Origin of the sequence: Pseudomonas azerbaijanoccidentalis (assembly GCF_019145495.1) — a bacterium.
Lineage (GTDB): Bacteria > Pseudomonadota > Gammaproteobacteria > Pseudomonadales > Pseudomonadaceae > Aquipseudomonas > Aquipseudomonas azerbaijanoccidentalis.
The window spans coordinates 186507-211723 of record NZ_JAHSTU010000001.1 but is presented as its reverse complement, the minus strand read 5'-3'; the positions used below and the strand labels follow the sequence as shown (position 1 = coordinate 211723).

Below are 25217 nucleotides of genomic sequence, written 5' to 3'. Positions count from 1 at the left end.
TTTTCAGGTCGATTTAACCGGGCATTCGTGCTGGAAATGACCAGCAATTAAAATCCGTTCACGGATACTCGCGACCATTGAGCACGTCCAGAAGAGCATGGTCAGAGCATGCCTCGATGAGCCCACGTCTGGAGCCTGCTGTCGCTACACCAACTTAATGCGGTAAAAATCGCTAACTTCTTACCTTGCTTGATCTTTTTGCTACATCAAAGACGACCGGACGATATTGCACACCGGGATGCTGTTCACGAGTGCTATCCGGCTTTAAAACCCCGAAGTAATACTCACCAGAATAAGTCTCACCAACACCCAACTCCTCAAACACCTTATATGTATTGATAGATCCGACCGTCCCTTGATAGGCTTTCACCGGACGCTTCACAAGGCGATTAAAGCCCTCAGCATATGAAACATCCGCTATTCCGTAAGAATTTCTTTCTATATCTGCCGAGGAGCACACAACCATCCGTATACTTTCAAATTTGTCGATATGAACCCCATGTCGCTTTGCAAGGCTGACGAGCTCCAACCCGCTGAAACCCTCTTCCAGTTTTCCGGGAACCCCATGCCCGGTGATGGTTAGCCTGGGGGCGCCCTTGTAATCATCTTCAAATGTAAAGATACCCTCAGAGAGCCTTGTTACATTCCTTGCAGGCTTTAGCTGAATGCCAGTCTCAATAGAATAGGCTCGCGCTTTAGTCCTTGATAAAAACTGACTGAGCTCAGAAACAATATGCCCCGTCGGATCACTCCGATTTACCGGATCACCCAGGCAATAGGCATACGCATTCAAACCACCTGCCCCAAACGGACTCAAACTATCAGGGCTATTAAATCGCATCAGCACCGAATTAAACGCTCGATAACCATTACCCAATAAATAATGCCCAGTCACTGGATCCGGCAGTTGACCCTTGAAACCTAACAAACTACTCAACCCGCTCGCGCCAGGGTGATAGCCAAAGGGAGAGTAAGCAATCGATCGCTGTTGGGTACCCTGAAGCGCATTGAATACGGAGCGCTGCTGATCGGTCGCCAACAACATGCTAACGACTCTGTTATCAAGACGCTGTTGCTGTGCCAGTAACTGATCCCCGTGCTGAACGATCGATCTTTGCTCTTCTCCCTGAATCTCGGTTACCAACCAGCTTTCGCAGTAAAAAAGCTGACGCCTGACACCTTCTATCTGGCGGTGGCCGGTCAGGCGATCCAGTGCGTCGTAGTGATAGCCAATGAGCGTTGTTTTATGCTGGTTTGGCATCGAAGACTCCGGCAGTTAGCGATAGCGGGCAACCCACAATGTCGAGCCTTTTGCCAAGCGCGGCAACTAGCAGAACTAATAGTCCCATCACCCCAGCAAAAAAAATCCGACGATGGCAAAATCCCGTTTCGCCCGCCTACAACGCCCCCACACCAGGAATTCCCCATGCAAATGACCACCGCCCTCTTGATCGTCAACCCGTGCGACGACGAGGAAGACAACATGGCCATGCTCTGCTGCCATAGCGATCAGGGCGAGATGTTCCTGATGAGCCGCTACCCGGACGAGGATGAGCTGGAAATCACCCTCGATGGCGAGCCTTCGACGCTGGATGGCGTGAAGGTCACGTTGAGCCCTACCCTGTTGAAGATTGAAATTGCGGCGGCGGATGCCGATGCGCTGAATGGGGATGATGTGCTGGAAATCACCTTCAACCCGGACATGGTGGATATGGATGAAGTTGCAGAGACTTTGAAGAACATTCTCAGTGGGACTGGCACCTTCATTAGCGAAGTTTGATGGCGCCTGGACAGGCCCTATCGCTGGCAAGCCAGCTCCCACAGTGATCGATGTGACGCACATATCGCATGTACGCCGCCAATATCTGTGGGAGCTGGCTTGCCAGCGATGGGGCCGGAACTGTCGGCCCAAAACTCCCCCGCTACAAAAAACCAGCAATGCCCCCGGTCTTTTCCCGCACTTTGCACAAAATGCCGTTAGTCGCCACCCCCCGCGATGGATTAAAGTAACGCCCCCAGCCCTGGCGTATTACGCACGCCCACGGCCCCCCATTTCCAGGAACAGTCATCGATGGAACATCGTGAAGCGCTGCTAGCGCTGCGAACCTTTCTTTCAACGCAGATTCTCGGCCAGGAAAAACTCATCGAGCGCTTGCTCATCGCCCTGCTCGCCGACGGCCACATGCTGGTCGAGGGCGCCCCTGGCCTGGCCAAGACCAAGGCCATCAAAGAACTCGCCGAAGGCATCGAAGCCCAGTTCCATCGAATTCAGTTCACCCCCGACCTTTTGCCCGCCGACATCACCGGTACGGAAATCTATCGCCCGGAAACCGGCAGCTTCGTGTTCCAGCAAGGGCCGATCTTCCATAACCTGGTGCTGGCGGACGAAATCAACCGCGCCCCGGCCAAAGTTCAGTCGGCCTTGCTCGAAGCCATGGCCGAGCGGCAAGTCAGCGTCGGGCGCAGCACTTACGAGCTATCGCCGCTGTTCCTGGTGATGGCCACGCAAAACCCCATCGAGCAGGAAGGCACCTACCCGCTGCCTGAAGCCCAGCTCGACCGCTTTTTGATGCACGTAAAAATCGGCTTCCCGGATGCCGCCGTCGAGCGCCGCATCCTGCAACAGGCCCGTGGCGAAGCGTTGAATGGTGAAACCAAGCCTGAACGCCGGGTCAGCCAGCAGGCGATTTTTGCCGCACGCAAGGAAATCCTCGGTTTGTACATGGCCGACGCCGTGGAGGAATACCTGGTGCAACTGGTCATGGCGACCCGTACACCGGCTAAATTCGACCCGGAGATGGCCGAGTGGATCGCCTATGGCGCCAGTCCTCGCGGCTCCATTGCCCTCGACCGTTGCGCCCGCGCCCACGCCTGGCTGGCCGGGCGTGACTTTGTCAGCCCCGAAGACATTCAGGCGGTGCTGTTCGATGTGTTGCGCCACCGCATCATTCTTTCCTTTGAAGCCGAAGCCGCTGGCATCGATCAGGACCGTGTGGTCCAGCGGATTCTCGACGTCGTAGCCGTCGCTTGAGTCCGATGAACACCCTCCTGCCGCCCCAACCGGGCATCCGCATCACGCTCGCCGAGCTGATCGAGATGCGCCATCGCGTGCGCGAAGTGCAGCTGTTTTCCACGCCGAGCCAACGCAGCCCGCTGATTGGCCTGCATCACTCTAAATTGCGTGGCCGTGGTGTGGACTTTGATCAGGTACGGGTCTATCAGGCTGGCGACGATGTGCGAACCATCGACTGGCGCGTGACAGCCCGAACGCAGGAACCGCACACCAAACTGTTCCATGAAGAGCGCGAACGGCCGATTTTCATCATGGTCGAGCAAAGCCGTCGGCTGTTCTTCGGCTCGGGCCTGATGTTCAAATCGGTGCTCGCCGCGCAGGCGGCAGCGCTGATCGGCTGGGCCGCACTGGGCCACAATGACCGGGTCGGCGGACTGGTGTTCGGCGACAACGAACACTACGAAATCAAACCGCGGCGCAGCAAACAAAGCCTGCTGCAATTGCTCAACCGTCTGGTGCGGGTCAACCAGTCGTTGCACACCGAAAGCGAGCCGGATCGTGACGCCTTCGGTATTGCCTTGCGCCGCGCCCGTGAAGTCCTGCGCCCCGGCAGCCTGGCAATTGTGATTTGCGATGAGCGCGCCTTGTCCGAGAGTGCCGAACAACAGCTGAGCCTGTTGTCGCGCCATTGCGATCTGTTGCTGCTGCCACTCTCCGACCCGCTGGATCACGCCCTGCCCGCCGCCGGCCTGCTGCGTTTTGCCGAACGCGGCGCGCAACTGGAACTCGACACCCTCAACTTCGACCTGCGCCAGACCTACCGAGCCCAGGCTGAAGCCCGTATCGCCCGCTGGGAATTGCTCGCGCAAAAGCTGCGAGTACTGCTGATGCCCTTAAGCACCCAGAGCGAAATGGTCGAACAACTGCGCGAATACCTGAACCCGCAGAAACCCGGGAAAGGCCGATGAACGGTCTCGATCAACTGCAACCGCTGATTTCCCCGCCGCAGATCGGTTTCTGGCCTCCTGCGCCGGGCTGGTGGCTCCTGCTGTTGTTGCTGCCGATCATTGGCTTCGGCATCTGGAAGCTGCGGCGTTTCATTCCCAACAAGCGGCCTGTCGTGCGCGCCGAACAACCGCTGGACCCGGTGCGCGTCGCCGCGCTGGCTGAACTGGCGTTGATGCCCAAGCCATACGACGGCGCACCAGCCGGCGCCTGGTTGCAGCAACTCAATGGCCTGCTCAAACGCCTGTGTCGCAATCACTACCCCTACAGCCAAAGCCATACCCTCAATGGCCGCAAATGGCTGGCGTTTCTCGACAACCGTTGCCCGGCTGCAGGCCTGACGCGCTGGATGGTGCTGGTCGAAGGCGCCTACAAACCGGAATGCAAGCTCGACGACAAGGCGATTGCCGGCCTGACCCAAGCGGTCGAAACCTGGATTCGCAAACATGTTTGAGTTCGCCTGGCCATGGATCTTCGCGCTGCTGCCCCTGCCGTGGCTGATGCGCATCGTGTTGCCGGTGGCCGACAGCGGTGAACCGGCGCTCAAGGTCAGCTTCCTCAGCGACCTCGAAGGCCTGGCCGGACGCCGCGCCAGGGCCAATCTGCCTGCCTGGCGCCAACAGGCGCCGTTCCTGCTGCTATGGCTGATGTTGCTGACCGCCGCCGCCCGCCCGCAATGGCTAGGCGACCCGCTGCCGATTGCCGCTAGTGGCCGCGACCTGCTGGTGGCGGTGGACGTGTCCGGTTCCATGGATTACCCCGACATGCAATGGCAGGACGAGGACGTCAGCCGCCTGACACTGGTCCAGCATTTGCTCGGCGACTTCCTCGAAAGCCGCGAAGGCGACCGGGTCGGCCTGATCCTGTTCGGCAGCCAGGCTTACCTGCAAGCACCGCTGACCTTTGACCGGCACACCGTACGCGTCTGGCTTGACGAAGCGCGCATCGGCATTGCCGGCAAGAACACCGCCATCGGCGACGCCATTGGCCTGGGCCTCAAACGCCTGCGCCAGCGTCCGGCCCAAAGCCGTGTACTGATCCTGGTCACCGACGGCGCCAACAACGGTGGCGAGATCGACCCACTGACGGCGGCGCGGCTGGCGGCCAAGGAAGGGGTGAAAATCTACCCGATCGGCATCGGCGCCGACCCGGAGCAAAGCGGCACCTTGGGTTTTCTCGGCATCAACCCGAGCCTGGATCTGGATGAGCCGTCCTTGATGGCGATTGCTGAAGCAACCGGCGGCCAGTATTTCCGGGCGCGTGATGGCAAGGAACTGCAAGCGGTCAAGGACACCCTCGATCAACTGGAGCCCGTCACCCAGCAACCAACTCAGGCGCGCCCGGCCCAGGCGTTGTATCACTGGCCCCTGGCGATCGCGCTGTTGCTTAGCATGTTGCTGGTTGCCCGCGAACTCTGGCCGGACAACCCGTTCCAGCGCCTGTTTACCAAGGACCTGTTTTTGCAATCGCAACTGCCTGACTGGCGCCAGCGTCTTCGACGTTTGCGTCTGCGGAGGCGCCGATGAGCGCGCTCTGGCCCTATTGGTTCCGCCCTTGGTGGCTGCTGTTGCTGCCGCTGCTCGCCTGGCTGCTCTGGCAACTCTGGCACCGGCAGAAGCGCGCCGGACGCTGGCAGATGATCCTGCCGCCGGCCTTTCACGCAGTCCTGCTCAGTGGCGGCAATGGCCGCGACAGCAAATTGCCATGGATCGCCCTGGGCGTGGCGTGGTTGCTGACCCTCTTCGCGCTGGTCGGCCCTAGCTGGTCGCGGGTGGAACAACTCAGCCAGAAGCCTGCCGATCCGCTGGTGGTGATCCTTGAGCTGACCCCGGAAATGCTCGCCACCGACGTTCAGCCCAACCGACTGGAACAGGCCCGACGCAAGCTCTTCGACCTGCTGCAATACCGCAGCGATGCGCAGACGGCCATCGTGGTCTACGCCGGCAGTGCGCACACGCTGGTGCCGCTATCGGACGACCTCTCGACCAGCCGCAACCTGCTGGACGCGCTCAAGCCGTCGCTGATGCCCGAACCCGGTCACCGTGCCGATCTGGCGGTGGAAAAAGGCCTGGCATTGCTAGACCAAGCTGCGCTGGGTGACGGCCGTATCCTGCTGATCGGCTCATCCCTCACGGACACTGAGCGCCAGGGCATTCGTCGCGCATTGAGCGGCAAATCAACGCAATGGCTGATGATCGGCATCGGCACCGCCGAAGGTGCGCCGATCACTCAAGAGGACGGCAGTTTCCTCAAGGACGAACAGGGCGCGATTCTGGTGCCGCATCTGGATGAACCGGGCCTGAAAGCCTTTGCCGCTGACCTGGACGGACGCTATCGCCATGCGCGCTTGAGTGATTCCGACCTGCGAGCCTTGGGCCTGCTCGATGGTCCACGTCACTTGCGCAACGACGGCCAGACGTTGCTCCTGGACACCTGGGCCGATCAGGGTTACTGGCTGCTGTTGCCGCTCTTGCTGCTGGCAGCCTGCGCCGGTCGCCGTGGCTGGCTGCTGTGCCTGCCGTTGTTGCTTGGAGTGCCGCAGCCGAGCCAGGCTTTCGAATTTCAGGACCTGTGGTTGCGACCTGACCAGCAGGGCCTGCACCTGCTCCAGAAAAAACGCCCCGCCGAGGCCGCGCAACACTTCGAAGATCATCAGTGGCAAGGCGTGGCGCTTTATGAAGCCGGTGATTACAGCGCGGCCGCCCAGCGCTTCGCCGAAGGCAACGATGCCCACGCCCACTACAATCGTGGCAATGCCCTGGCGAAAAGTGGTGAACTGGAAGCGGCGCTGGACGCTTACGAACAGGCCCTTGAACGCCAGCCGGATTTGCGTCCGGCGCTGACCAACAAGGCACTGGTGGAAAGTCTGCTCAAGCAGAAGCCCCCCCCGCCCCCGGCCGAACCGGACAAAGACGCCAACGAAACTGCGCAGGCCACTGAACAGGAAACACTGCCCGGCGCACCGGCTCAGCCCTCGAACAACGGCGAACCGAAAACCGCTGACGCACAGGCCAGTACTGACACCGAGCAACCGCCCACCACGCCGCCGCGCCCCGGCAGCAACGAAGTCCCGGGCAGTGAACTGGGTGACGAACAGCACACCACACCGCCTATGCGTCCCGCCAGCGACAGCATTAATGGCGAACAGCAACAGGCGCTGGAGCAATGGTTGCGGCAGATCCCGGATGACCCGGGAGAATTGCTCCGGCGCAAATTCTGGTACGAACAGCAACAACATCAGGATCAGGGAAAAACTCGATGACCCGCTTCACCGCTTTCATGATCGCCTTGCTGCTCTGCACCGCGCAGGTCCAGGCAGCCGAGCTGGTCGCCAGTGTCGATCGCGCGCGCCTGAATTCCGGCGAGACGGTCGAGTTGACCCTGGAATCCAACGACGTGACCCAGTTCGGCAAGCCCGACCTGACGCCGCTGGAGCCGCTGTTCGAAGTCCGCGGCACGCGTCAGGTCAACCAGTTGAACACCCTCAATGGCGACAACCGCGCGACCACGCGCTGGATCGTGACCCTGCTGCCGCTGCAAAACGGCAGTGTGGAAATCCCGTCATTGAAGCTGGGTGACTTGCAGAGCCAGCCAATTACCGTGCAAGTGGTCGAGAGCGAGGCCCAGAACAATCCGAACAAACAGGCGCCAGTGTTCATCGACGCCAGCCTCGATCAAACCAGCGTCTATGTGCAGGCCCAGGCGATCCTCACCCTGCGCATCTACCATTCGGTGTCGCTGTACGACGACAGCAGCCTGCCACCGTTGCAGATTCCCGATGCACGCATTGAGCAACTGGGCGAATCACGCACCTACGAAAAAGACATCAATGGCGTGCGCCATGGCGTGATTGAAATGCGCTACGCGATCTATCCGCAGCACAGCGGTGAACTGATCATTCCGGGGCAAATCTTCAATGCTGCCCTGGTGGACGCGCAGCCCGCCAAAGACACCCCATCACAATCGCCGAAATCCGGAAAACTGATGCGCGTCAGTTCCGGCGAACTGCTGCTGACGGTCAAGGCCAAACCCATTACCTACCCCGCTGACCTGCCATGGCTGCCGGCCCGCAGCCTGACCCTCAGCGAGAGCTGGAACCCGGAACCGGAACACGTTCAGGTCGGCGACTCGCTGACCCGCAGCCTGACGGTGAAGGCCGAAGGCCTGGCCAGCTCGCAACTGCCTCCCTTGCCAGGCACTGAGGTGAATGGCCTGCGCCGTTACCCGGACCAGCCGCTGTTGGGCAACCAGAACAGTGAACGCGGCCTGGTCGGCAGCCGCGAGGACCGCGAAGCGCTGGTGCCGTCGCGCAGTGGTTCGATCGAATTGCCGTCGGTGGAAGTGGTCTGGTGGAACACCTTTGAAGACCACCTTGAACACAGCAGCCTGCCCGCCCGTACCCTGCAAGTGGCGGCCAACCCAAGCCTGATGGTCGATACCCCACCCGGCACTTCACCAAGCAACGCCAGTGCCGACAGCGAAGTACTTTGGCGCTGGAAACTCAGCTCGCTGATTCTGGCTTGCACCACCCTGCTCGGCTTCGGCCTGTGGTGGCGAGCGCGCTGGCAACCAGCGATCCTGCGCGCCGCGCAAACCGGCCCGAGCCCGCGCACCGTGCTCGACGAACTCAAGCGCGCCTGCCAGGCCAACGACCCCCACGCCACCCGCCAGGCCCTCGACGCCTGGGCCAGGCAACAACCGGAAACCCTGGCCGACATGGCCGCCCGTTTCGTGCCACTGTCCGACGCCCTCGACGGCCTGAACGGCGCGCTCTACAGCGAAACTGGCCAGCACTGGCAAGGTGAAGAACTGTGGCGGGCGATTCGCACCATCCCCATTACCGAACGGGTCCAAGACCCGGTCGGCGACAGCGGCCTTCCGCCGCTTTACCCGAAGTAAAAAAATCGCAGCCTGCGGGGAGCTGCCGCAGGCTGCGATCTTTTAAGGCTCTCCAGCCATTTACATTGAATCTGCCTACAGATCAGGCGTGTACTTTCCAAAGCACATTGTCGCCCTCTCCAGGCGCCCACTCCTCTACATAGGCCGTATGTGCCTGCGTGCAGGTCCAGTTCTGTCCAACGTGGCTCACCACGTCATTTTTTGCATACACAGAACCCAGCTTCCACGCCGGATACTCGCCCCCGCCACCCAGGGTCCTGACGCTCAGGACGTTACTGGACAGCGAGAGCTTGTTGTTCAGGTCGCGGGCTTTGACCGCGTAGCGGTATTGGGTGTCAGGTGAGAGGCCAGAGTCGTCAAAAGAGGTCTGAGCGGCGCTTACGGTTTTGATGTGAATGCCGTCCCGTTCGATCAGGTAATCCATTATTGGCGCGCTGCCGGTAGAGGCACCCCACATCAGGCTGACGCTTTGCGCGGTCTGGCTCATGCTGTGCAGGTTCGACGGTGCAGTAGGTCCCTCGCCACCTTCTGGCAAGGTGTGCACATGAATTGGCCGGCTCGGCGTCGAGACATTGCCGTTATCATCAACTGCGCTGATGGCATAGTTGTACTGGGTTTCAGGCGCCACGCCGTTATCTGCAAAAGCCAGATTCGGAGCGTCTACATCAACCAAAAAGCCTCCGTTACGCATAATGCGGTAGGAAGCAATCGGAAACGGGCCGGTTGCTGTATTCCATTGCAACAGTACCTGCTTGTCAGTGACCTTCACTGCGGCCAGTCCGGTCGGTGTATCGGGAAGTTCACCCCCGCCATCCGGTGGCAGAAAATTCAGATCAACCACTTGGTAAAAAGCCATCGAAGTGTTGGCAACTTCCCAAACCGCCAGACAGACCTGGTACCCCTCCCGTTTCGGAAGTGGGACGGCATGCGTGGTGGGTGAAGCGGGCAGCATTTGCTCGCCATGGGCCCAATGCGGTTGCAGGTTGATTTGCACTGTGTAAAACGGCACTTCTTCAAACTGGCTGCGCGACAAGACTTCGTCAGGGTTCCAATCTGCCTTCGTCATGAAATAGTTCCAGCGCCGAGTAGCGTGCTTCGCGCTGAAATGCCAGGAAATATCCAGCGTTTCGCCACTTCTCACATCATGTTTTTGCCAGTGCCTTCCTGGCTCATCCAGTACTGCGCCGGTCAGTTGATCTGCACTGGCAATTTTTCCATCCCGAGGCGGCGGGACGTTAGCGTCGTCATCTATGGCAAAAACATCCCTGACTCCGCCGGCAGTCAGAGGAAAAAACTTGCCGGACTCGCGTTGATTCAGAGCCCCTTCGTCGAGGCGCCCCGCAAGCCATTCGAAATGAGCCCGTGAAGAGGGGGAAAAAACGTGGCCATGTTTTGGACTGTTGCTTCTACTGATAGCGTTCGGGCGACCCTGTGACATAGTGTTTCTCCATTAAGGTAGCTTCGATAATCTTCGAATCACATGTAACGCCCTAACCACTACAGGCACCGTATGCACCGTAAGGCTCCATGCTCGAATCCATTGAATACCCGGCTCGCCACAACGCCTACTGGCAAATCTGACAGTAGGGACAGGCGGTAGCTAGTTTTGCGGACACCCATCTCTCGCTGCCGAGAAAGATCGAAGCCTTCGGCAGCTCCTACAATGAATCGGCTTACACCCCGTAGGAGCTGCCGAAGGCTGCGATCTTTCAGGGTCGTTCAGCAACCACAATCGTTTACCAGTAAACTCTCTCCCCTTTCGCCGCTGTCATTTGTTCTCGCGGCCATCACCTTTTATGTAGCGGAGTCCGCCTTGCGCTTGTTTCACACCTCCGACTGGCACCTCGGGCAGAACCTGCACGGCCAGGATCGCGATTTCGAGCACGGCTGTTTTCTCGACTGGCTGCTGCGTCAGCTCAAACTGGATCAGCCGGATGTGCTGTTGATCGCCGGCGATATCTTCGACACGGTCAACCCACCGGTCAAAGCCCAGGAACGGCTTTACGACTTCATCGTCAGCGCCCACGAGCAGCAGCCGAAGCTGACCATCGTGATGATCGCTGGCAACCACGACTCCGGCTCGCGAATTGAACTGCCAGCGCCGTTGATGCGCCGTTTGCGCACCCACGCGCTGGGCCGGGTGCTGTGGCTGGACGACGGGCAACTCGACGCTGAACGCTTGCTGTTGCCCCTGCCGGACGCCAAAGGTAAAACCGTCGCCTGGTGCCTGGCGCTGCCGTTCCTGCGCCCCCCCGAAGTCACGGGCGCGCACCTGGGCGACAACTACCTGCGCGGCATTGGCCAGGTTCATGAGTGGCTGATCGAGGCGGCCAACGCCAAGCGCAAGAAGGGCCAGGCGCTGATCGCCATCAGCCATGCGCACATGGCCGGCGGCTCGGTGTCGGAAGACTCCGAGCGCAGCCTGATCATCGGCAACGCCGAAGCCCTGCCCGCCAGCCTCTTCGGGCCGAGCATCAGCTACGTCGCCCTAGGGCATTTGCACAAACCGCAGAAGGTTAACGGTGAAGAACGCATCCGCTACAGCGGCTCGCCGATTCCGTTGTCGTTTTCCGAGATCGGCTACAAGCACCAGATACTCGACATCACACTCGACGGCGAAACCCTGGTCAGCGTGGAACCCAAGCTGATCCCGCGCGCGGTCAATCTGCAACGCATCGGCCCGGCGCCACTGGCGGAAATCCTCTTGCAGTTGGCCGATCTGCCAAACATCGACCTGCTGGCGGATTACCAACGCCAACCCTGGCTGGAAGTGCGCGTACGCATGGATGAACCCCAGCCCGATCTGCGCAATCAGATTGAAACCGCCCTGCAAGGCAAGGCCGTGCGCCTGGTGCGGATTGCCGCCGAATACGCAGGCAACGGCAACCGCGAGGGTGCAAACGACGGCGACGCCTTGATCGAACTCGACCAGCTCACACCCCAGGAACTGTTCCGTCGCGCCTGGCAGGATAACTACGGCAGCGAGGTCGACGAGCAAACCCTCAAGGACTTTGCCGAGCTGTTGCAAGACGTTCAGCTGGAGAGCGAACAGCCATGAAAATCCTCGCGATCCGCCTGAAAAACCTTGCCTCCCTGGCCGGCCCGTTTGAGATCGATTTCACTGCCGAGCCATTGGCCAGCGCCGGATTGTTCGCCATTACCGGACCAACCGGCGCCGGCAAGAGCACTTTGCTAGACGCCTTGTGCCTGGCCCTGTTCGGCGCCGTGCCGCGCCTGAACAACACTGGCCGTGACGCCAAGGTGCCGGACGCCGACGGCGAAATCGGTACCGGTGACCCGCGCACCCTGTTGCGTCGCGGCACCGGTGAAGGCTATGCCGAAGTGGATTTCGTCGGCGTCGATGGCCGTCGTTATCGCGCCCGCTGGGAAGCCAATCGCGCCCGGGAAAAGGCCGGTGGCAAGCTGCAAGCCAGCCGCCAGAGCTTGCGCGATATCGATCAGGATCAATTGCTGGCCAGCCAGAAAGGCGAACACAAAACGCAACTGGAAGCCGTACTGGGGCTGAACTTCGAACAGTTCACCCGCGCCGTACTGTTGGCACAAAGTGAGTTCAGCGCCTTCCTGAAGGCCGATGACAACGATCGCAGCGAGCTGCTGGAAAAGCTCACTGACACCGCGCTCTACACCCGCCTCGGCCGCCGCGCCTTCGATAAAACCAAAGAGGCCCGTGAAGCCCACAAGCTGTTGCAGGATCAAGCCAGCGGTGTCACGCCACTGGCGCCCGAAGCGCGCGCCGAACTCGACGAACGCTTCAACGAGTCGCAACGGCAACTCAAGACCCGGCAAGCGCAACTCAAGCAGCTGGAATTGCAGCACACCTGGCTCAAGGAATTGCGCCAGCTACAGGACGCGCAACACAGCGCCACTGAGCAACTGCTATCGGCACAGACCCATTGGCAAAGCCTGGACGGCGAGCGCCTGAAGTTGACCCGCCTGGAGCAACTGGCGCCCCAGCGGCACCAGTTCGCCCGCAAGGCCGAAGTCGATGCGTTGCTATCACCCTTGGCGGCGTTGATCGCCGAGCAAACCCGACAACAGGACGAACTTGGCCAGCGTCAGACCGAACTGGAGCAACAGATCGGCGCTGCGCGCATCGCCTTGAATGAAGCGCAACAGCAGCAAACCGACAGTGCGCCGCTGTTGCGTCAGGCGTTCGAAGCACAAAGCAACCTCGCTCGCCTGGCCAAAGACTCCGCCCACAGCGCCGAGGCAAAGCACAGTGCCGAACAGGCCTGCACCCAAGGCCAGAGCACGATTCAAAACCTGCTCGATCAGCAAAAACTGGTCGCCGGGCACTTGCAGCGCATCGCCGCCGAACTGGAGCAAAGCGCCCATCTGGCGCCGCTTAGCGATGCCTGGAATGCTTACCGCGATCGCCTGCAACAGTTGATGTTGATCGGCAATCGCCTGAATAAAGGCCAGGCCGAACTGGCCAGCCTCGAACAAAACGCCACGCGTACGGCGCAAGAACTCGCTGCGCAGAAACAACAGCTGGAAGTGCTGTTCAAAGAAGCCGGTGCCGAACCGGATGCCGTCGCCGAGCAGATCGGCATACTCGGCAGCCTGTTGCAGGACAACCGCAAACAATTGCGCGCCATCGAAGACCTGACGCGGTTGTGGGCCAGCCAGCAGGAACTGGATAAACGCGCTACCGAATTGCAACAGCGTCAGCTCGCTGCGCAACAGGAACGCGAGCGGCTGACTCAGGATGGGGTCAAAACCAAGGCTGAACTGAGCACCGCCGAGCAAACCCTCAACGTCACCCGCGAACTGCTGGAACGCCAGCGGTTGGCGCGCAGTGCCAGTGTCGAGGAACTGCGCGCGCAGTTGCAGGATGATCAGCCCTGTCCGGTCTGCGGCAGCAACGAGCATCCGTATCATCAGCCCGAAGCGCTGTTGCAAAGCCTTGGCCGCCATGATGAAAGCGAACAGGCCAACGCGCAGAAAGCCGTCGACCTGCTCAAGGAAAAGCTCACCGACCTGCGTGCTGAAGTCGGTGGCTTGATCGCCCAGCAAAAGGAGTTGCTGCAACAGCAGGAGCAACTGGCAACCCAGCAACAAGCGTTGGCGCCAAGCCTTGAAGCGCACTCGTTGTCTGCCGCGCTGTTGAACCAGGGCGTCGACAAACGCGATGCCTGGCTCGCCCAGCAAAACAGCCAGTTGAACCAAAGCATCAATCAGGATGAGCAACGGCAAACCGCCCTGCTCACCCTGCAACAGGATGCGGCGCGTCTGACCCAGCAACTGCGCCACGCAGAAACCGCGCACCAGCAAGCGGCCCAGCACCTGGACAATCAGCAACGCGAACTCGCCAGCGACCGTGCCCGTCTGGACGAAGAACTCAACGCATTTTCCAGCCTGCTGCCCGCCGAGACGCTGGAGGCATTGCGCATCGAGCCGGCCGCAACGTTCATGCAGCTTGACCGGCAAATCGCCGAGCGCCTGTCACAACTCGATCAGCAGAAGGAAGAGCTGGCTGAACAGCAACAGCGCCAGCAAATCCTCGAGAAGGAGCAGGACCGGCAGCAAACCCGCGTGCAGCAACTGCAAGTCGCCGAGCAACAGTTCAACGCGTTGGCTGAACAACAACAGGCGAGCCAGCAAACACTTGCGCAGTTGCTCGGCTCACACGTCAGCGCCGAGCATTGGCAGCAGCAACTGGAGCAAGCCGTGGAAACCGCGCGCGGCGCTGAAATCACGACCGCCCAGACCCTGCAAAGCGTACTCACGCAACGGGTGCAAATCGCCGCCGAACTCAAGGCACAGCAAGAACGACTGGAAGCGCTGCAAAACGAGGAACGTGATCTTTGCGAAAAAATTTCCGACTGGCGTGCCCGCCATCCGGAACTGGATGACGGTGGCCTCGACGACCTGCTGCGAGTCGACGACGCTCACGTCAGCGAGTTGCGCCAACGCTTGCAGCACGCCGAAAAAGCCGTCGAACAGACCCGCGTCCTGGTGCAGGAACGCGAAAAGGTTTTGCTCGATCATCAAGCGCAGCACAACGGCAATCTCGATGCCGAACAACTCGACAGCGCCTTGGCCGAATTGCAAAACCTGTACGCCGTCAGCGAGCATCTCTGCGCGGAACTGCGCGCCGAGCAGGCCGAAGATCAGCGCCGACAGAATGCCAATCAGGCCCTGGCACAACAAATTGCCGACGCCTATGCCGAGTTCCAGCGCTGGGCGCGCCTGAGTGCGCTGATCGGTTCCGCCACCGGCGACACCTTCCGCAAAATCGCCCAGGCCTACAACCTTGATCTGTTGGTGCACCACGCCAACGTGCAACTGCGGCAACTGGTGCGCCGATACCGCCTCAAGCGCGGTGGCAGCATGCTCGGTTTGCTGGTGATGGACACCGAAATGGGCGACGAGCTGCGCTCGGTGCATTCGCTGTCCGGTGGCGAGACCTTCCTGGTTTCGTTGGCGCTAGCGCTCGGGCTCGCATCGATGGCTTCAAGCACCTTGAAAATCGAATCGCTGTTCATCGACGAAGGCTTCGGCAGTCTAGACCCTGAATCGCTGCAACTGGCCATGGATGCGCTTGACGGCTTGCAGGCGCAGGGCCGCAAGGTCGCGGTGATTTCCCACGTGCAGGAAATGCATGAGCGAATTCCGGTGCAGATTCAGGTCCGTCGCCAAGGCAACGGCCTCAGTACCGTGGAGGTGAAATGACTACGCTTTACTCGTTCCGTCGTTGCCCGTACGCCATGCGGGCGCGCATGGCGTTGCGTTACGCCGGAGTTGCCGTGGACATCGTCGAAGTCAGTCTGAAAGCCAAACCAGCAGAGATGCTCGCGCTGTCGAGCAAAGGCACGGTGCCGGTGCTCAGTGTCGACGGTCAGGTGATCGAAGAAAGCCTGGACATCATGCGCTGGGCCTTGGCTCAGAACGATCCGCTGGACTGGTTGCTCAACGACGATCCACAAGGCCCGTCGCGAATTGCTGCACTGATCGAGGAGAACGATCAGGCGTTCAAAATCCATCTGAACCGCTACAAGTACGCCGAACGCTACCCTGAGCACCCGATGGAAACCTATCGCGCCGAGGGCGAGGTGTTTTTGCACAAACTTGATCAGTTGCTGGAGCATCGCGACTACTTGCTGGCGCAACACCCATGCCTGGCCGATGTGGCGTTGATGCCGTTCATACGGCAGTTTGCCCATGTCGATCGCGAGTGGTTTGCGCAGACGCCGTATTCACGGTTACAGGATTGGTTGCAGCGGTTTCTGGAGTCCGACTTATTCACGGGCATCATGAAGAAATAACCGAAACCTGTAGGAGCTGCCGCAGGCTGCGATCTTTTGATCTTGATCTTAAAAAGATCGCAGCCTGCGGCAGCTCCTACCAGTGGCGTGTGATTCACGCCAACACTTCACACATTCCGATCACCGAGCAGTCCACTTCGAACGGCCCGAAAAACCCGCTTTCAGGTTCGACCGGAGGATTTCCGGCTAGCATCCCCATGGCCTTGGCGATCTCTATGCTCCGCGCGATGTTGTGATTGGCCTCCATGGCCCGTGCCACACCGCCTATCGAACCCTGCCCGATTCCCAGCAAGGAAAATCCATTAGTGATGAACGCCAGAAAGGCGACGATCAAGAGCTTGCAACCTTTCATGCTCCGCCAACTCCTGCGAGATCAGCCTGATCGACCAGCGCTTGTTGGGCGCGGTGTTCAAACTGGATGCCAGGATGGGCGACCTGAATCGGCGCTTCGAAGGTTTGTTGCGACTGCGGTGAAAGGCTGACAACCAGCACCATGACCAGGTAAAGACCGATAGCCATGTAGGCGCCGTGTTTGGCAGAAGTGATGATTGCGCGGGCCATGATGAACTCCGTGGACATGTTGTAGAGTCCACAGAATCGATCAAAAAAGCAGCGATAACCAACTAGACGCGTCTATATCAACTATCAGCTGCGTTGATCATTAAGCCACTCTATCTCAGTCTTCAATAAAACTGATCATGCGCTCACGGGCAGCGTCAGGCTCCCCGGAAATGGGCTCTGCCGCGGACAAAATCGGGGTGGAATAGAGGAAAAGCAAAACCACGGCCAGACGCATCGCCATATTGTCGATCCTTTTCTTGGGAAGGAGTCAATAAATTCGCGTCAAATTTAAACCGATGGCTATGTGATATCAAGCGATACCTTGATGGCAACTTGATGCTGTCGTAAATGCGTTATGCAGGAGCGACATCACTTCAGCGCGTTTCGAGTCGTCAACCTCGATTGGCAAGTGACTTCGCTCCTGCATAAAGTCTGCAGAAAGGAAATTTCAGTGTTGGGCTTTGTGATCCAGCGCGGCGTAGAAGTTGGCACTTTGTTGCAAGTATTTCTGGGTGTAGCTCTGGGTGTGGGATTTTTTGTCGCTGATTTCAACGTTGGCGCTGGCTGGCAGTGCAACAGTGGCAGAGATGGCGGAAGCGGCGATGATGGAGAAGAGATTGAAGTTCATGGGTAATCCTCGGAGTCAGTTGGCTTGCTTGCCCGGTGGGGCCGTGAAGCAAACTTAACCCCCGAGGAACGAGGCCTTGAAATGCTTTGTAGCATTACTAGATATCAGCCTCATCGATAGAACCGCGCAGGCCCCGTGATTCGGGGCCTGCGGTTTATTGTCGCAGAAGAAACTTGAGATCGCTCGGGGCATCCATCGGCAGTTTTTGCACGGTTTTGCCTAGCAGACCGGTCTTCGCATCGCGTTCGACGACGACAATCTGGTTGCTTTTCTGGTTGGCGATCAACAAGAACTTGCCACTTGGATCGAGGCTGAACTCACGCGGATGATCGCCCTCCACCGCTCGGCGTTGCAGTTCCTTGAGATGGCCGGTCGCCGGGTCGACAGCGAACACCAGCAGCTGATTAGCGGTGCCGCGGTTGCTCACGTACAGAAACTTGCCATCGGCTGAAGCGTGTAGCGCAGCGGCGGCTTTGTCCGAGACCGGTTGCCCGGCAGCCAGATCGACCATCTGCGTTTGTTCAAGCTTGCCATCGCGATAATCGAACACGGCCACCTGGGCACTCATCTCCATGGTCAGCCACGCGTGCTGGCCATCGGCGCTGAATAACAGGTGACGCGGGCCGCTACCGGCGGGCAACTGGACGAACGCCGGTGTGGCGGGCGTCAACGGCAGTTCCGGGTTGGCCTTGGGGTCAAAGCGGTAGACAAACACCTTGTCTGCCCCCAGGTCATTGGAGAACACGAACTTACCGTCGGGCGACGGCACCGTCGAATGCACATGCGCCGACATCTGCCGCTCGGCGTTGACCCGACTGGCCGGATGGCTGCTCATCTGCACCACGGATTTGACCGTGCCATCAGCACCGACCGGTAACACCGCCAGGGTGCCACCCGGGTCTTCGGCCACCGAGTAATTACTGACGAACAAATGGCTGGCATCGAGGCTGAGGCTCGAATGCGTCGGTTCGTTGCCCAGGCTCTGCACCTGATTGATCAGGCTCAGCGCATGGCTCTTGGGGTCGATCGCATAGCTGCTCACACGCCCGACCGGATCAGCCTGGCCCGGACCATTTTCGTTGACCACGAACAAGCGTCGCTGATCCCTGGACAGGGTCAACCATGACGGGTTTTCGCTTTTGATCACTTGTAACGGCTTGGGGTTGATTTGCCCGGTGGCGCTGTCGAAGTTCAGGCGATAGATGCCTTGGCTCTCACCTGCGGTGTACGAACCCACGAGCAGTTGATAGTCGTCGGCGAACGCGGCCTGAACGCCCATCGCGCCGATGCTGCCGGCCATCAACAGCGGCCAGAGGTTACGCATCGTCCTGATCATCGTCTTCGTTGTCGCCGCTGATGACATCGCCGAGGCACACCAGTCGGTGTTCGCCTGAATCACCGGCGATCACCCAGCTTTGCAGGGTGGCATCGAAGGTGGCGGCCTGGATCTGCGCCGGGGTGAACTCCCAGTGTTTGGCCACACGGCCATCCATGCATTCAATGTGCAGGTTATCGAACTCATCGAGCGCGAATTCGAAGGCATGAAGCCCATCGATTTCCACCATTCCGCAGTGTTCGAGGGCATTGAGCAAGGTGTCGGCTGGAGCAGTCATGGCAGTCAATCTTTGAATGGGAAAGACGCAATGATAGCTCAATGTTCCGCACAATCCCCCGTAGGAGCTGCCGAAGGCTGCGATCTTTTGATGTTGCTTTTTAAGATCAAGATCTAAAGATCGCAGCCTTCGGCAGCTCCTACGGGGTCGTGGGTCGTTAGAGGGCGTCGCGCGAGGGCTTGCCATCCACCAGTCGCTGAATGCGCAGCGGGTTAGCGTTCTTCAGCGCTTCCGGCAGCAGGCTGTCGGGGTAGTTCTGGAAACACACCGGGCGCAGGAAACGGTCGATTGCCAAGGTGCCCACCGACGTGCCGCGTGCATCCGACGTCGCCGGATAGGGCCCGCCATGGACCATCGAATCACACACTTCCACACCGGTCGGGTAGCCATTGAGCAGGATTCGCCCTACTTTCTGCTCCAGCAACGCCGTCAGCTCGCCGAACTGCTGGAAATCAGCCTGCTCGCCAATGATCGTCGCGGTCAACTGACCGTGCAGGCCGTTCAACGCCGCGCTCAGTTGCGCCTGATCCGCCACTTCGACGACCACGGTGGTCGGGCCGAACACTTCCTCTTGCAGCACTTCATCGCCGTTGATCAACAGGCTGACATCGGCCTTGAACAACTGTGGCTGTGCTTGACGCCCTTGTTGCGGCTCGCCCGCCAGATGTGCAATGCCCGGATGGTCAAGGAGCTTTTGCAGGCCTTTGCCGTAGCTGCTGAGCGTCCCCGCATTGAGCATGGTTTGCGCCGATTGATCCGCCATCATGTCAGCCAGCAACGTGAGGAATGCGGTGAACTGTGGCGAACGAATCCCGATGACCAAACCCGGATTGGTGCAGAACTGGCCGCAGCCTTGCACCACCGAGGCCGACAGATCACGCGCGATGGTTTCCGAGCGTGCTTGCAATGCCTGGGGCAGGACGATCACCGGGTTGATGCTCGACATTTCGGCAAACACCGGAATCGGCTGCGGGCGCGCAGCGACCATGTCGCACAAGGCTCGACCGCCCTTGAGCGACCCGGTGAAGCCTACGGCCTGAATGGCCGGATGCTTGACCAGCGCTTCACCGACGCCGCCGCCGTAGATCATGTTGAACACACCGGCCGGCATCGCGGTTTTTTCCGCGGCGCGGATGATCGCATTGGCCACCAGTTCGGCTGTTGCCATGTGGCCACTGTGGGCCTTGAACACTACCGGGCATCCGGCGGCCAAGGCCGATGCGGTGTCGCCGCCGGCTGTCGAGAACGCCAGGGGAAAGTTGCTGGCACCGAACACAGCCACCGGGCCCAGGCCGATGCGGTACTGACGCAGGTCGGGACGCGGCAGCGGTTGGCGGGACGGCAGTGCCTGATCGATACGCGCGCCGTAGAAATCACCACGACGCAACACATTGGCGAACAGCCGCATCTGGCCACTGGTGCGTCCACGCTCACCGATGATCCGGGCGGCCGGCAGCGCGGTTTCCCGACACACCAGGCTGACGAATTCATCACTCAGCGCGTCCAGCTCTGTCGCAATCGCATCCAGAAACTGCGCGCGACGCTCTGCACTCAGGCTGCGATAAGCCGGGTATGCCGCTGCGGCCGCTTTGGCAGCGGCGTCGACTTCATCGGGCGTCGCCTGAATGAAATCGTGAGGCAACGCTTCGCCGGTTTCAGCATCAACGCTCTGTAACTTGACGCTGCCCAAGGCGCTGCGCTGGCCGCCGATGTAGTTGTGACCGAGTATCAGGGTCATGCATTTCTCCTCAAAGTGTGCCGACGGTGCCGGGTTCGAACGCTGCTGCAACCGGTGCGATGCCATTGATCAACGGCGCGCCGAATTCAGCCTGGCTGATCTCGAATACATCACCCGGTTGCGTGCGCACGCCATCGGCAAACGACAGCGTTGCCGTGCCGAAGAAGTGAATGTGCACATCACCAGGACGCAGGAACTGACTGTATTTGAAATGGTGGAACTCAAGGTTCGCCAGGCTGTGGCACATATTGGCCTCGCCACTGAGGAACTCGTTCTGCCACAGCACTTCGCCGTCGCGCAAGATGCGGCTGGTGCCGGCCAGATGCTGGGGCAATTCACCGACCCGCAACTCGGGACCGTAGCTGCAACTGCGCAGTTTCGAATGGGCCAGATACAGGTAGTTCTTGCGCTCCATGACGTGATCGGAGAATTCGTTGCCTATGGCAAAACCGACGCGATACGGTTTGCCGTCATGGCCGATGACATAAAGGCCGCTGAGCTCCGGTTCCTCACCCGCGTCTTCGGCAAACGGCGGCAACGGGAACGGCTGGCCGGGACGCACGACGATGCTGCCATCGCCTTTGTAGAACCACTCCGGCTGCACGCCCGCCTGACCTGCCGCAGGTTTACCGCCCTCCACGCCCCACTTGAAGATGCGCATGGTGTCGGTCATCGCCGCTTCGTCACCAGCCTGCTGGTGCATTTTGTCCCGGGCCGAGGCGCTGCCCAAATGGGTCAGACCGGTGCCGCTGACCAGCATGTGCGCCGGGTCCGGGTGATCCAGCGGCGGCAGGATACGCAGTTGTGCCAGCAGTTGTGCGTAATCGTGGCTGACGCCCAGGCCCAGCGCGCTCACTTGCTGCTCAAGACCGACACCTGCCTCGATCGCGGCCAGCGCCAGATCGCGCACAGTGCGTGCGTCTTGCACTTCACGCACCTGCCCGCCCTCGACCACGCCGACGCGGCGTTCGCCGTTACTCAATTCGAATTGAACCAAACGCATGGATTTTCTCCCGAGTATAAATTTCGAAAACAATCGCAGATCCCTGTGGGAGCGGGCTTGCCCGCGATAGCAATCTGTCTGGCACATCAATGGTGAATGTGCCTGCGTCATCGCGGGCAAGCCCGCTCCCACAGGGTCGGTGGTGATGCTTATTTCGTGTCAGGTACGAGTCGCCCCACGCGCACTCGCCGCAAATTCATCCGCCGGCAGCACGTGCTTGCGCTCCAACAACCGGTAAACCACGCCAGTCAGAATCAGGCCGAAGACCATCACGCAGGACAGGAAATACAGGCCCGAGGCCAGATTGCCGGTGTATTCCTTGAGCGCGCCGATCACAAACGGGCCGATGTAGCCGCCGAGGTTGCCCACCGAGTTGATCAGCGCAATCCCCGCCGCCGCACTCGCGCCGGCAAAGAACCGGCCCGGCAGGGTCCAGAACACCGCCGTGCAGGAAAACAGCGCGAACGCCACAAGGCACAACGCGGCCAGTTGCAGCACCGGCACCGTCAGCCAGGCACTCAGGAACAGGCCGATAGCGCCCAGTACATAAAGCACAGCCAGATGGCCATAGCGATCATTCATGCGGTCGGAGCTGCGCGGGATGATCAACAGACCGATGATCCCGAAAATGTAAGGCACCGATGACACGAACCCGGTTACCAGGTCGCTGCCACCGAACTGTTTGATCAGCGTCGGCAACCACAAACCGAGGCCATAAATGCTCAGGGTCACCGGCAGGTAGAACAGTGCCAGCAGCAACACGCGCTTGTCCTTGAGGGCGTGCAAAGGATTGCCATGACGGGTTTGGCCGTACGCTTGGAGGTCCTTTTGAAGCTCACCGCTGAGCCAGTCTTTTTCCGCCTGGTCCATCCACTTCACCTGTTGCGGGCCGTCGGGCAACCAGCGCAACACCGGCCAGGTCAGCAGGATCGCCGGGGTGCCGATGACGATGAACAACCACTGCCAGCCGTGCAGGCCGAGCACGCCGTCCATGCCCAACAAGCCACCGGACACGGGGCCGGTGATCATCATGGCAATGGGTTGGGAGAGGATGAACAGCCCGAGGATCTTGCCGCGATGGCGAACCGGGAACCATTGGGTGATGTAGTACAGAACGCCCGGGAAGAACCCGGCTTCGGCGGCGCCGAGCAAGAAGCGCATCACGTAGAAGCTGTTCGGCCCCTGGACGAAGGCCATGCCGATGGTGATGGCGCCCCAAGTAACCATGATCCGCGCAAACCAGCGCCGTGCGCCGAAGCGGTCGAGCATCAGGTTGCTGGGGATTTCCAGCAGGAAGTAGCCAATGAAGAACAATCCTGCGCCGAGACCGTAGGCCGCATCGCCCAGGCCGATGTCGGCGCCCATGTGCAATTTGGCGAAGCCCACCGCGGAGCGATCCACATAGGCGATCAGGTACAGCAGGATCAGGAAGGGAATCAGTTTCAGCGTGATGCGGCGAATAAGCCGCAGTTCCTGGCTCATGAGATCGGTCTCCGATTGTTGTTTTTATAGAACCTCGGGGGACGCCTCTCACGAAAAGTCGTCAGGGCCATCCCTCCGCTGAAAACGACTATATAGTAATACTATTTACCCAACAACACTTCCAAAGAGGCGAATTTGAGCTTATGTTACGCCTCAGCTCGAACAATATAGTCATACAATAAGAGAATCGATCATGTCTGATAAGAAACCCACCCTGCGCTCCGCCCAATGGTTTGGCACTGCCGACAAAAACGGCTTCATGTACCGCAGCTGGATGAAGAATCAGGGCATCGCCGACCACCAGTTCCACGGCAAGCCGATCATCGGCATCTGCAACACCTGGTCGGAACTGACCCCGTGCAACGCGCATTTCCGCCAGATCGCGGAACACGTCAAACGCGGAGTGATCGAGGCCGGAGGCTTTCCGGTGGAATTCCCGGTGTTCTCCAACGGCGAATCCAACCTGCGCCCCACCGCCATGCTCACTCGCAACCTGGCGAGCATGGACGTGGAAGAAGCGATTCGCGGCAACCCGATTGACGGTGTGGTGCTGCTGACCGGTTGCGACAAAACCACCCCGGCCTTGCTGATGGGCGCAGCCAGTTGCGACGTGCCGGCCATCGTCGTCACCGGCGGACCGATGCTCAACGGTAAGCACAAGGGCAAGGACATCGGTTCGGGCACCGTGGTCTGGCAGCTCAGCGAACAGGTCAAGGCCGGCACCATCACCATCGACGATTTTCTTGCGGCCGAGGGCGGCATGTCCCGCTCGGCCGGTACCTGCAACACCATGGGCACGGCGTCGACCATGGCCTGCATGGCTGAAGCGCTCGGCACTTCCCTGCCCCACAACGCCGCCATCCCGGCGGTCGACGCACGCCGTTATGTGTTGGCGCACATGTCCGGCATGCGCGCGGTAGAGATGGTTCGTGAAGACTTGAAACTGTCGAAGATCCTGACCAAGGAAGCCTTCGAAAACGCCATTCGCGTCAACGCGGCGATTGGCGGTTCGACCAACGCCGTGATCCACTTGAAGGCCATCGCCGGGCGTATCGGTGTAGAGCTTGATCTGGACGACTGGACCCGCATCGGTCGCGGCATGCCGACCATTGTCGACCTGCAACCGTCCGGGCGTTTCCTGATGGAAGAGTTCTACTACGCTGGCGGCCTGCCTGCGGTATTGCGCCGTCTCGGCGAAGCCAATCTGATCCCGAACCCGAATGCCCTGACTGTCAACGGCAAGTCCATCGGCGAGAACACCAAGGACGCGCCGATCTACGGCGAAGACGAAGTGATCCGCACCCTCGACAACCCGATCCGCGCCGATGGCGGCATCTGTGTGTTGCGCGGCAACCTGGCACCGCTCGGTGCCGTGCTCAAGCCGTCCGCCGCCACCCCGGAACTCATGCAGCACCGTGGTCGCGCCGTGGTGTTCGAGAACTTCGACATGTATAAGGCACGGATCAACGACCCGGAACTGGACGTGGATGCCAACTCGATTCTGGTCATGAAAAACTGCGGGCCGAAGGGTTATCCGGGCATGGCTGAAGTTGGCAACATGGGCCTGCCGGCCAAACTGCTGGCCCAGGGAGTGACCGACATGGTGCGTATTTCCGATGCGCGCATGAGCGGCACCGCGTATGGCACGGTTGTGTTGCACGTAGCCCCTGAAGCGGCGGCAGGCGGGCCTTTGGCGACCGTAAAAGAAGGCGACTGGATCGAACTCGACTGCGCCACCGGCCGTCTGCACCTGGACATTCCGGATGCCGAGCTGGCTGCACGCATGGCCGACCTGCAACCGCCGCAGCAGTTGCTGGTGGGCGGTTACCGTCAGCTGTACATCGACCATGTGTTGCAGGCGGATCAGGGTTGCGACTTCGACTTCCTGGTCGGCTGCCGCGGGGCTGAAGTGCCGCGTCACTCTCACTAAAAGCAAAAGATCGCGGCCTTCGGCAGCCCCTACAGGATTCAGGTCAAACACATCTT

General features: G+C 60.0%; 22 protein-coding genes. 11 read left to right on the top strand and 11 right to left on the bottom strand.

Features of this window, described 5'->3' with window-relative positions; genetic code table 11:
- Positions 1–172: 172 nt before the first annotated feature.
- On the bottom strand, positions 173–1261 hold the full coding sequence (locus KVG88_RS01065) for an RHS repeat-associated core domain-containing protein (RefSeq protein ID WP_217870016.1): 1089 nt from the start codon (positions 1259–1261) through the stop codon (positions 173–175).
- Positions 1262–1426: 165 nt separating this feature from the next.
- On the opposite strand from KVG88_RS01065, the gene KVG88_RS01060 reads away from it, so the two are divergent.
- From KVG88_RS01060 to KVG88_RS01030, 7 genes are all read left to right on the top strand, one after another.
- Positions 1427–1780 (top strand): hypothetical protein, encoded by a 354-nt coding sequence (locus KVG88_RS01060; RefSeq protein ID WP_150702140.1) that lies wholly within the window; start codon positions 1427–1429, stop codon positions 1778–1780.
- Between the two features lie 291 nt (positions 1781–2071).
- The gene (locus KVG88_RS01055; RefSeq protein ID WP_003218556.1) at positions 2072–3031 is read left to right on the top strand and encodes an AAA family ATPase; all 960 of its coding nucleotides are present in this window, start codon (positions 2072–2074) and stop codon (positions 3029–3031) included.
- Between the two features lie 5 nt (positions 3032–3036).
- Complete coding sequence (locus KVG88_RS01050; protein WP_217870015.1) at positions 3037–3981, top strand: DUF58 domain-containing protein; 945 nt, start codon at positions 3037–3039, stop codon at positions 3979–3981.
- Positions 3978–4472 (top strand): DUF4381 domain-containing protein, encoded by a 495-nt coding sequence (locus KVG88_RS01045; protein WP_217870014.1) that lies wholly within the window; start codon positions 3978–3980, stop codon positions 4470–4472. The genes KVG88_RS01050 and KVG88_RS01045 overlap by 4 nt, the downstream gene beginning before the upstream one ends.
- Entirely contained in the window at positions 4465–5544 is a 1080-nt protein-coding gene (locus KVG88_RS01040; protein WP_150702137.1) for a vWA domain-containing protein, read from the top strand. Before KVG88_RS01045 ends, KVG88_RS01040 begins: the two co-directional genes overlap by 8 nt.
- Positions 5541–7280, top strand: coding sequence for a tetratricopeptide repeat protein (locus KVG88_RS01035; protein WP_217870013.1), 1740 nt, complete (start codon positions 5541–5543; stop codon positions 7278–7280). The genes KVG88_RS01040 and KVG88_RS01035 overlap by 4 nt, the downstream gene beginning before the upstream one ends.
- Positions 7277–8917: a BatD family protein gene (locus KVG88_RS01030; RefSeq protein WP_217870012.1), complete on the top strand. Its 1641-nt coding sequence runs from the start codon at positions 7277–7279 to the stop codon at positions 8915–8917. Before KVG88_RS01035 ends, KVG88_RS01030 begins: the two co-directional genes overlap by 4 nt.
- A gap of 82 nt (positions 8918–8999) precedes the next feature.
- On the opposite strand, the gene KVG88_RS01025 is transcribed toward KVG88_RS01030, so the two are convergent.
- Positions 9000–10355 (bottom strand): lytic polysaccharide monooxygenase, encoded by a 1356-nt coding sequence (locus KVG88_RS01025; RefSeq protein WP_217870011.1) that lies wholly within the window; start codon positions 10353–10355, stop codon positions 9000–9002.
- Between the two features lie 375 nt (positions 10356–10730).
- Between KVG88_RS01025 and KVG88_RS01020 the strand changes: the two genes are divergently transcribed.
- From KVG88_RS01020 to KVG88_RS01010, 3 genes are read left to right on the top strand one after another with little or no spacing between them, the layout of a single operon-like run.
- Positions 10731–11975: an exonuclease SbcCD subunit D C-terminal domain-containing protein gene (locus KVG88_RS01020; RefSeq protein WP_217870010.1), complete on the top strand. Its 1245-nt coding sequence runs from the start codon at positions 10731–10733 to the stop codon at positions 11973–11975.
- On the top strand, positions 11972–15613 hold the full coding sequence (locus KVG88_RS01015) for an AAA family ATPase (protein ID WP_217870009.1): 3642 nt from the start codon (positions 11972–11974) through the stop codon (positions 15611–15613). The genes KVG88_RS01020 and KVG88_RS01015 overlap by 4 nt, the downstream gene beginning before the upstream one ends.
- Positions 15610–16206 (top strand): glutathione S-transferase, encoded by a 597-nt coding sequence (locus KVG88_RS01010; protein WP_217870008.1) that lies wholly within the window; start codon positions 15610–15612, stop codon positions 16204–16206. The genes KVG88_RS01015 and KVG88_RS01010 overlap by 4 nt, the downstream gene beginning before the upstream one ends.
- A 94-nt stretch (positions 16207–16300) precedes the next feature.
- Here the strand turns inward: KVG88_RS01010 and KVG88_RS01005 are convergent, their stop codons facing one another.
- The 9 genes from KVG88_RS01005 to KVG88_RS00970 all read right to left on the bottom strand — a co-directional run bounded on the left by KVG88_RS01005 (position 16301) and on the right by KVG88_RS00970 (position 23231).
- Positions 16301–16558, bottom strand: a complete 258-nt coding sequence (locus tag KVG88_RS01005) for a hypothetical protein (protein WP_150702130.1) — start codon at positions 16556–16558, stop codon at positions 16301–16303.
- Positions 16555–16767 (bottom strand): hypothetical protein, encoded by a 213-nt coding sequence (locus KVG88_RS01000; protein ID WP_217870842.1) that lies wholly within the window; start codon positions 16765–16767, stop codon positions 16555–16557. The genes KVG88_RS01005 and KVG88_RS01000 overlap by 4 nt, the downstream gene beginning before the upstream one ends.
- Positions 16768–16882: 115 nt before the next feature.
- Positions 16883–17008, bottom strand: a complete 126-nt coding sequence (locus tag KVG88_RS31160) for a hypothetical protein (protein WP_256590244.1) — start codon at positions 17006–17008, stop codon at positions 16883–16885.
- A 207-nt stretch (positions 17009–17215) separates the two neighbouring features.
- On the bottom strand, positions 17216–17395 hold the full coding sequence (locus tag KVG88_RS00995; RefSeq protein ID WP_011334602.1) for a hypothetical protein: 180 nt from the start codon (positions 17393–17395) through the stop codon (positions 17216–17218).
- A gap of 154 nt (positions 17396–17549) precedes the next feature.
- Positions 17550–18719, bottom strand: coding sequence for a lactonase family protein (locus KVG88_RS00990; RefSeq protein ID WP_217870007.1), 1170 nt, complete (start codon positions 18717–18719; stop codon positions 17550–17552).
- Entirely contained in the window at positions 18712–19008 is a 297-nt protein-coding gene (locus KVG88_RS00985; RefSeq protein ID WP_217870006.1) for a DUF5629 family protein, read from the bottom strand. The genes KVG88_RS00990 and KVG88_RS00985 overlap by 8 nt, the downstream gene beginning before the upstream one ends.
- 157 nt (positions 19009–19165) lie before the next feature.
- On the bottom strand, positions 19166–20746 hold the full coding sequence (locus tag KVG88_RS00980) for an aldehyde dehydrogenase (NADP(+)) (RefSeq protein WP_217870005.1): 1581 nt from the start codon (positions 20744–20746) through the stop codon (positions 19166–19168).
- 10 nt (positions 20747–20756) lie between these two features.
- Entirely contained in the window at positions 20757–21749 is a 993-nt protein-coding gene (gene araD1 / locus KVG88_RS00975) for an AraD1 family protein (protein WP_217870004.1), read from the bottom strand.
- Positions 21750–21908: 159 nt separating this feature from the next.
- Entirely contained in the window at positions 21909–23231 is a 1323-nt protein-coding gene (locus tag KVG88_RS00970) for an MFS transporter (RefSeq protein ID WP_150702125.1), read from the bottom strand.
- Positions 23232–23424: 193 nt separating this feature from the next.
- Between KVG88_RS00970 and KVG88_RS00965 the strand changes: the two genes are divergently transcribed.
- Positions 23425–25161 carry an IlvD/Edd family dehydratase gene (locus KVG88_RS00965; RefSeq protein WP_217870003.1) on the top strand — a complete coding sequence of 579 codons (1737 nt, stop codon included), beginning with the start codon at positions 23425–23427 and terminating at the stop codon, positions 25159–25161.
- Positions 25162–25217 lie beyond the last annotated feature (56 nt).

Excerpts from the sequence above, each read along its gene's own strand:
- KVG88_RS01040 (WP_150702137.1), top strand. The coding sequence starts at position 4,465 with ATGTTTGAGTTCGCCTGGCCATGGATCTTCGCGCTGCTGCCCCTGCCG.
- KVG88_RS01060 (WP_150702140.1), top strand. The coding sequence starts at position 1,427 with ATGCAAATGACCACCGCCCTCTTGATCGTCAACCCGTGCGACGACGAG.
- KVG88_RS01000 (WP_217870842.1), bottom strand. The coding sequence starts at position 16,767 with ATGGCCCGCGCAATCATCACTTCTGCCAAACACGGCGCCTACATGGCT.
- KVG88_RS00970 (WP_150702125.1), bottom strand. The coding sequence starts at position 23,231 with ATGAGCCAGGAACTGCGGCTTATTCGCCGCATCACGCTGAAACTGATT.
- KVG88_RS00990 (WP_217870007.1), bottom strand. The coding sequence starts at position 18,719 with ATGCGTAACCTCTGGCCGCTGTTGATGGCCGGCAGCATCGGCGCGATG.
- KVG88_RS01055 (WP_003218556.1), top strand. The coding sequence starts at position 2,072 with ATGGAACATCGTGAAGCGCTGCTAGCGCTGCGAACCTTTCTTTCAACG.
- KVG88_RS01025 (WP_217870011.1), bottom strand. The coding sequence starts at position 10,355 with ATGTCACAGGGTCGCCCGAACGCTATCAGTAGAAGCAACAGTCCAAAA.
- KVG88_RS01035 (WP_217870013.1), top strand. The coding sequence starts at position 5,541 with ATGAGCGCGCTCTGGCCCTATTGGTTCCGCCCTTGGTGGCTGCTGTTG.
- KVG88_RS00995 (WP_011334602.1), bottom strand. The coding sequence starts at position 17,395 with ATGAACTTCAATCTCTTCTCCATCATCGCCGCTTCCGCCATCTCTGCC.
- KVG88_RS01030 (WP_217870012.1), top strand. The coding sequence starts at position 7,277 with ATGACCCGCTTCACCGCTTTCATGATCGCCTTGCTGCTCTGCACCGCG.
- KVG88_RS00980 (WP_217870005.1), bottom strand. The coding sequence starts at position 20,746 with ATGACCCTGATACTCGGTCACAACTACATCGGCGGCCAGCGCAGCGCC.
- KVG88_RS01065 (WP_217870016.1), bottom strand. The coding sequence starts at position 1,261 with ATGCCAAACCAGCATAAAACAACGCTCATTGGCTATCACTACGACGCA.
- KVG88_RS01005 (WP_150702130.1), bottom strand. The coding sequence starts at position 16,558 with ATGAAAGGTTGCAAGCTCTTGATCGTCGCCTTTCTGGCGTTCATCACT.
- araD1 (WP_217870004.1), bottom strand. The coding sequence starts at position 21,749 with ATGCGTTTGGTTCAATTCGAATTGAGTAACGGCGAACGCCGCGTCGGC.
- KVG88_RS31160 (WP_256590244.1), bottom strand. The coding sequence starts at position 17,008 with ATGGCGATGCGTCTGGCCGTGGTTTTGCTTTTCCTCTATTCCACCCCG.
- KVG88_RS01045 (WP_217870014.1), top strand. The coding sequence starts at position 3,978 with ATGAACGGTCTCGATCAACTGCAACCGCTGATTTCCCCGCCGCAGATC.
- KVG88_RS00965 (WP_217870003.1), top strand. The coding sequence starts at position 23,425 with ATGTCTGATAAGAAACCCACCCTGCGCTCCGCCCAATGGTTTGGCACT.
- KVG88_RS01050 (WP_217870015.1), top strand. The coding sequence starts at position 3,037 with ATGAACACCCTCCTGCCGCCCCAACCGGGCATCCGCATCACGCTCGCC.
- KVG88_RS00985 (WP_217870006.1), bottom strand. The coding sequence starts at position 19,008 with ATGACTGCTCCAGCCGACACCTTGCTCAATGCCCTCGAACACTGCGGA.
- KVG88_RS01015 (WP_217870009.1), top strand. The coding sequence starts at position 11,972 with ATGAAAATCCTCGCGATCCGCCTGAAAAACCTTGCCTCCCTGGCCGGC.
- KVG88_RS01010 (WP_217870008.1), top strand. The coding sequence starts at position 15,610 with ATGACTACGCTTTACTCGTTCCGTCGTTGCCCGTACGCCATGCGGGCG.